Origin of the sequence: Periweissella fabalis, assembly GCF_012396505.1 — a bacterium.
Classification (GTDB): Bacteria; Bacillota; Bacilli; order Lactobacillales; family Lactobacillaceae; genus Periweissella; species Periweissella fabalis.
Window position 1 is genome coordinate 1 of the sequence record NZ_JAAXPN010000019.1, and the last position, 4291, is coordinate 4291.

Consider the following 4291-nt stretch of genomic DNA (forward strand, 5'->3'; position numbering starts at 1 on the left):
AAAGTATAACTCACTATACTTTACATGGTAAAGTGTGGGCTCTACGAGGTAGTAGCGTTCCCCCTTCCTACTGGGGAAACTGCTATTTTTCTACGCCTATTATCCGGCTAGAAAAACCTCCGGCGGGCTATTGCATAGCAAGCGCATTTCATGCAGAACTCTACCCGAGCGGGGCAAGCTGATATATATCAGCTTAATCACAAAAAGAGCTGACCATAATATAGTCAGCTCTTAAAAGATTATACAGAAACTACTTCTGATAACTTATCAGCAATATCTTCTATAGTTTCTTCTGAAGTATTTAATCCACTACGAGAAGCAAGTAATGGACTTACATCAACAAGTTCTTCAAATGTTACACCATCCAAAACTGGAATTAATTGATCACGAGAAAGTAGAGCGGAAAGTTCCTTATCAGCTATTCCGTTTCCTTTAATTCGTTTAAGAAATGATTGAGTAACCAATACAATACCAACACGAGAATTAACTAGACCTTTATCAATTTCTCTAAGTAAATTAGAACCCAAAAGCACTTCATTTTCGCTAAACCAAACAGACGTACCATTTCCCACAAGTAAATCAGTTAAATTTTTGGCAGTAGTTTTTCTATCTTCCCAAGCATGACAAAGAAAAATATCTTTTAAATCAATTTTAGCTCTTTTTTCAACTTCATTACGCAATGGAGTAAGAGCTTTAATTTCTGCTGGAGTATACAAAATAGTAGAACTAGAAGATGACCATTTCGCTCTAGTTTTATTACCAGAAGTTAAAGAACTTGTTCTATTTCTAGAAGGACTTGAGTAACTTCGACTATGGTCGCTGTAACCACTGTATCCATAAGAGCTATAACCCCCTCTTCCACCACATACAGGACAATTAGCCCTCGCAGCCGCAGATCTATGTCCATTAACTGGTGCAGTACATTGTGCCATAAAATATTAATCTCCTTTATACATTATCATTCATCAAATCAACACCTCAAAAATCGGTCTTGAATAAATTTGAAAATTCCATATAGTCCTCTGGAGATAATTCACTCTTAAAATAAAAAGGACTCACTTTTTCTTGAATAGCGTTTAATAATTCATAAACTTTTTCTTTTGAAGAATCAACCAATTCTGTAAGATAGTGCATACGATCATTCTTACTTACAAAAACACAATGAATCGTAACAACCTGGTTAGTAACTGCCATTTCTTGAGTTCCAAAATCTCCGACAGTAACTAAAACACGTTCTCCATTATCAATATGTTCTTGAACAACATCTAAAATATTTTTTCTTGTTGACATAATAAACCATCCTTTTACAAAATAATATAACAACGAAAAATAAAACATTATAAATTCAACTTACAAAGTTTTATTTTTATGATAATTGGAATCAAAAAATGTAGTAACAATATTAAAAATTATTATACTGTAGCCTGCAGCTTTAATTGTGTTATCAGAGTTATATTTTGTTAAAAGATAAACCCCAAAAATAGAAAATAACATGCGAACAAGAACATCAATAAAAGCAATAATTTTATTTTTCATCTCTAGTCTCCTTATTGTTCAATATTTCTCCTGTTTTTTCATCAATATCTCCCCTACCATATCTTCTTTCCTGATAAACCGCGTCAAAATATAGTCTTACCAAAGCGGTATGCGCCCGCAAAACAGAATTAATTATTTTCATACTAGGAAGCCCATGTTCATTACCATGAATTCTGACAAAACGCTTTAATTCACGTATATTAGCTATCCCGTATTCGTCAATCAAATCGCACACAGTATTCAACATATCGTCTTTATCTTCCACATCAAGCGATATATATCTATCAATATCAAAATTATTAATTAACGTAATATCTTGTTTATTATATTTATGCTTTTTCTTCTCAATAGCGTCTTTAGACTCATGAGTAAGGTATAAAAACATACTTGTCATACTTCTTATGACTATTTGTACTTTAGCAATACTCTGATCGCCCAGAAGCTGTTTAATTTTATACCGAACACTATCAGCAGTAACTGGATTTTTAGCCACATAGACAACATGATAATGTGGTTTTTTAAACTCTTGTCCTGGCACAGCACTTTTATCTTTATCATGCAATGGACTAACAGCAATTGGGACACCAATTAATTCTAATTTTGATTTCCAATCTTCTGGAATAGATTCGGGATATAACAAAAAGGTGAAGTATCTTGATTTGTCTTTTGCCATAATGGTAAAATAACCTTGTTAGAACAACAATGTTTAGCGGAAACTTTCGTCTTGCCCAAGCCGAGTTTTCGCTTATTTTTTTTGTTCTAATTCCTTTCTTGAATAATCTTCTAAAGCTAAAGCTAGAATCGCAGACTTAGAAAAACCTTTTTCTTTTGCAAGCTTTTCCAAAGTAGAATATTGGTCTTCGGTTAGACTGACCGTAATTCTTTTTTTATTTGTAGCCATATTTTTTACTCCAAACTAAATTAAATTTAGGTACACCGATATTATGCATTTTTGCAACATTACTGTCAACAACATGTGCTAGAAAACTCTATTTCGCTAGAAACTAGCTAAAAACTCGCCAAAAACTCGCCAAAAACTCGCCGAGTTATAAAACTCTGTAACCATTGATATAAAAGGCTTAAAGACACTTTTTTATTAAAATTGGCACTCGGCACTTAAAAGGGGGGTCGTAGTACAGGAGCGAAATTCGCTCCCTGCCCCCCCTGATTTCCAAAATTTTTATCCCGCTCAAACCAAAATATGGGCTCCGCCCAAACCCGCAAGCTGTGTCAGCTTGACCACATAAATGAGCGGGCGCTCCCGCTCAAACTCACCCCGCACTCGCCGTGGGGCAGGCAAAAAAAGCAGGTGTGCTTTTCTTCGCATGCGCAAAAGTGTTTTATCCGCTAGTCTATCAACTCCTCAAAGCCTCAAAAAGGGGCTAACTGCTAAAGCAGCAAGCCCCTCTAATTCGATTTACCGTTGACAGACACAAAATTAACAGTGTTCAACCAAGAAAGATGTTGTATTAAGCTCTTAAATGCGATTTTAAGCCCATATAAGCGTTTTAAAGGTGCGGACCACCTAATTCATCAGATTTATGCCTCTTGATCTCCTGTGACCTTTCAGGGGCTTTTTTAGACGGTTCTTTTAAGCCTGCACGCTCTAAAAAAGTATCAGGTAAATGTATACCGATTTTGCGCTGAAGAAATACATCTACTTTCTTAACCAAATTCTGCAACGTGCTCACTAAATTTCTCAAACGCTCATTCTCTCGTTCTAAGTCATTATAATCCCACGTTTTTCTATCCAACTTATCTACTAACGAATTAACTTCACTAGTCGCTCTAGTATACCTAAGATTATAACTATCACTAAAAGAAGCACGCCTTTCTAAATCAGCGAGATCATTTTTATCAACCAGCACTTTATTTTTGTTTAGTAGCGTTGGTTTACTATCAATATTTTTATTACTACGTGGCTTAATTTCATCAAATTCTTTTTGTGTATCTGCAAGCCTTGCTTGCGTCTCTTGTTTTTCAGTCTCTATTTTCTTCAACTCTTCCCGCATAGCTTTGTATTCAGGAACGGATAAATTTTTGCGCTCTTTGTTTTTATTCCCACGTTCAACATCAAAGCCATTTTCTTTGAGGTACTGGGATAATTCATCTTGAATACGTTGTAAGGCTTCACGATTGAATATACGCTTGGCAGAGAGCTTTTTATCGTCATCAAAAGGAACAATACCCATATGCATGTGAGGTGTCTTTTCGTCCATATGAACGACCGCATAACGAATATTTTCATCGCCATAGTCATTTGCGAAATATTGTTTAGCCGTTTCAAAATATTTACGAGTGTCGTTTTCGTCTAACTGCTCAAAAAAAACTTTGTCACTAGTTATGATCCATTCATTAACCAAAACAGCGTCTTTACGGACTGCCCGACTACTAACCTTGTTTTCGTTGATATAAGCTTCAATATCCGTTTTAAAATTATTTGTCCGTCCTGCCACCAAATCATAATTCAAGTGAGAGCGGGAAACATCAATATCTTCGTTGCTGTGATTGGTCGTTTTCCGTTGGTCATGATTACCAATACCGACCAAATTATCAGCTTTTAATTTTGTCATTCTAGCAACAGCAAAACTCATCGTACGCACCTCATTTCGGAGTTATCTTCCATGTAAAGTATAACTCACTATACTTTACATGGTAAAGTGTGGGCTCTACGAGGTAGTAGCGTTCCCCCTTCCTACTGGGGAAACTGCTATTTTTCTACGCCTATTATCCGGCTAGAAAAACCTCCGGCGGG

6 protein-coding genes are annotated in these 4291 nt (G+C 35.8%); all 6 read right to left on the reverse strand.

Features of this window, described 5'->3' with window-relative positions:
- Positions 1 to 239: 239 nt before the first annotated feature.
- Positions 240 to 932, reverse strand: coding sequence for a toll/interleukin-1 receptor domain-containing protein (locus HF964_RS09750; RefSeq protein WP_168722855.1), 693 nt, complete (start codon positions 930 to 932; stop codon positions 240 to 242).
- A gap of 46 nt (positions 933 to 978) precedes the next feature.
- Entirely contained in the window at positions 979 to 1290 is a 312-nt protein-coding gene (locus tag HF964_RS09755) for a hypothetical protein (RefSeq protein WP_168722856.1), read from the reverse strand.
- 60 nt (positions 1291 to 1350) lie between these two features.
- Positions 1351 to 1536 carry a hypothetical protein gene (locus tag HF964_RS09760; RefSeq protein ID WP_168722857.1) on the reverse strand — a complete coding sequence of 62 codons (186 nt, stop codon included), beginning with the start codon at positions 1534 to 1536 and terminating at the stop codon, positions 1351 to 1353.
- Complete coding sequence (locus HF964_RS09765; protein ID WP_168722858.1) at positions 1526 to 2209, reverse strand: replication protein; 684 nt, start codon at positions 2207 to 2209, stop codon at positions 1526 to 1528. The genes HF964_RS09760 and HF964_RS09765 overlap by 11 nt, the downstream gene beginning before the upstream one ends.
- A 72-nt stretch (positions 2210 to 2281) precedes the next feature.
- Positions 2282 to 2437 carry a ribbon-helix-helix protein, CopG family gene (locus HF964_RS09770; protein ID WP_004906453.1) on the reverse strand — a complete coding sequence of 52 codons (156 nt, stop codon included), beginning with the start codon at positions 2435 to 2437 and terminating at the stop codon, positions 2282 to 2284.
- Between the two features lie 607 nt (positions 2438 to 3044).
- Positions 3045 to 4130 carry a MobV family relaxase gene (mobV, locus tag HF964_RS09775; RefSeq protein WP_168722859.1) on the reverse strand — a complete coding sequence of 362 codons (1086 nt, stop codon included), beginning with the start codon at positions 4128 to 4130 and terminating at the stop codon, positions 3045 to 3047.
- Between the last annotated feature and the right edge of the window lie 161 nt (positions 4131 to 4291).

Coding starts and splice junctions, on each gene's coding strand:
- HF964_RS09770 (WP_004906453.1), bottom strand. CDS start 2,437: ATGGCTACAAATAAAAAAAGAATTACGGTCAGTCTAACCGAAGACCAA.
- mobV (WP_168722859.1), bottom strand. CDS start 4,130: ATGAGTTTTGCTGTTGCTAGAATGACAAAATTAAAAGCTGATAATTTG.
- HF964_RS09755 (WP_168722856.1), bottom strand. CDS start 1,290: ATGTCAACAAGAAAAAATATTTTAGATGTTGTTCAAGAACATATTGAT.
- HF964_RS09760 (WP_168722857.1), bottom strand. CDS start 1,536: ATGAAAAATAAAATTATTGCTTTTATTGATGTTCTTGTTCGCATGTTA.
- HF964_RS09750 (WP_168722855.1), bottom strand. CDS start 932: ATGGCACAATGTACTGCACCAGTTAATGGACATAGATCTGCGGCTGCG.
- HF964_RS09765 (WP_168722858.1), bottom strand. CDS start 2,209: ATGGCAAAAGACAAATCAAGATACTTCACCTTTTTGTTATATCCCGAA.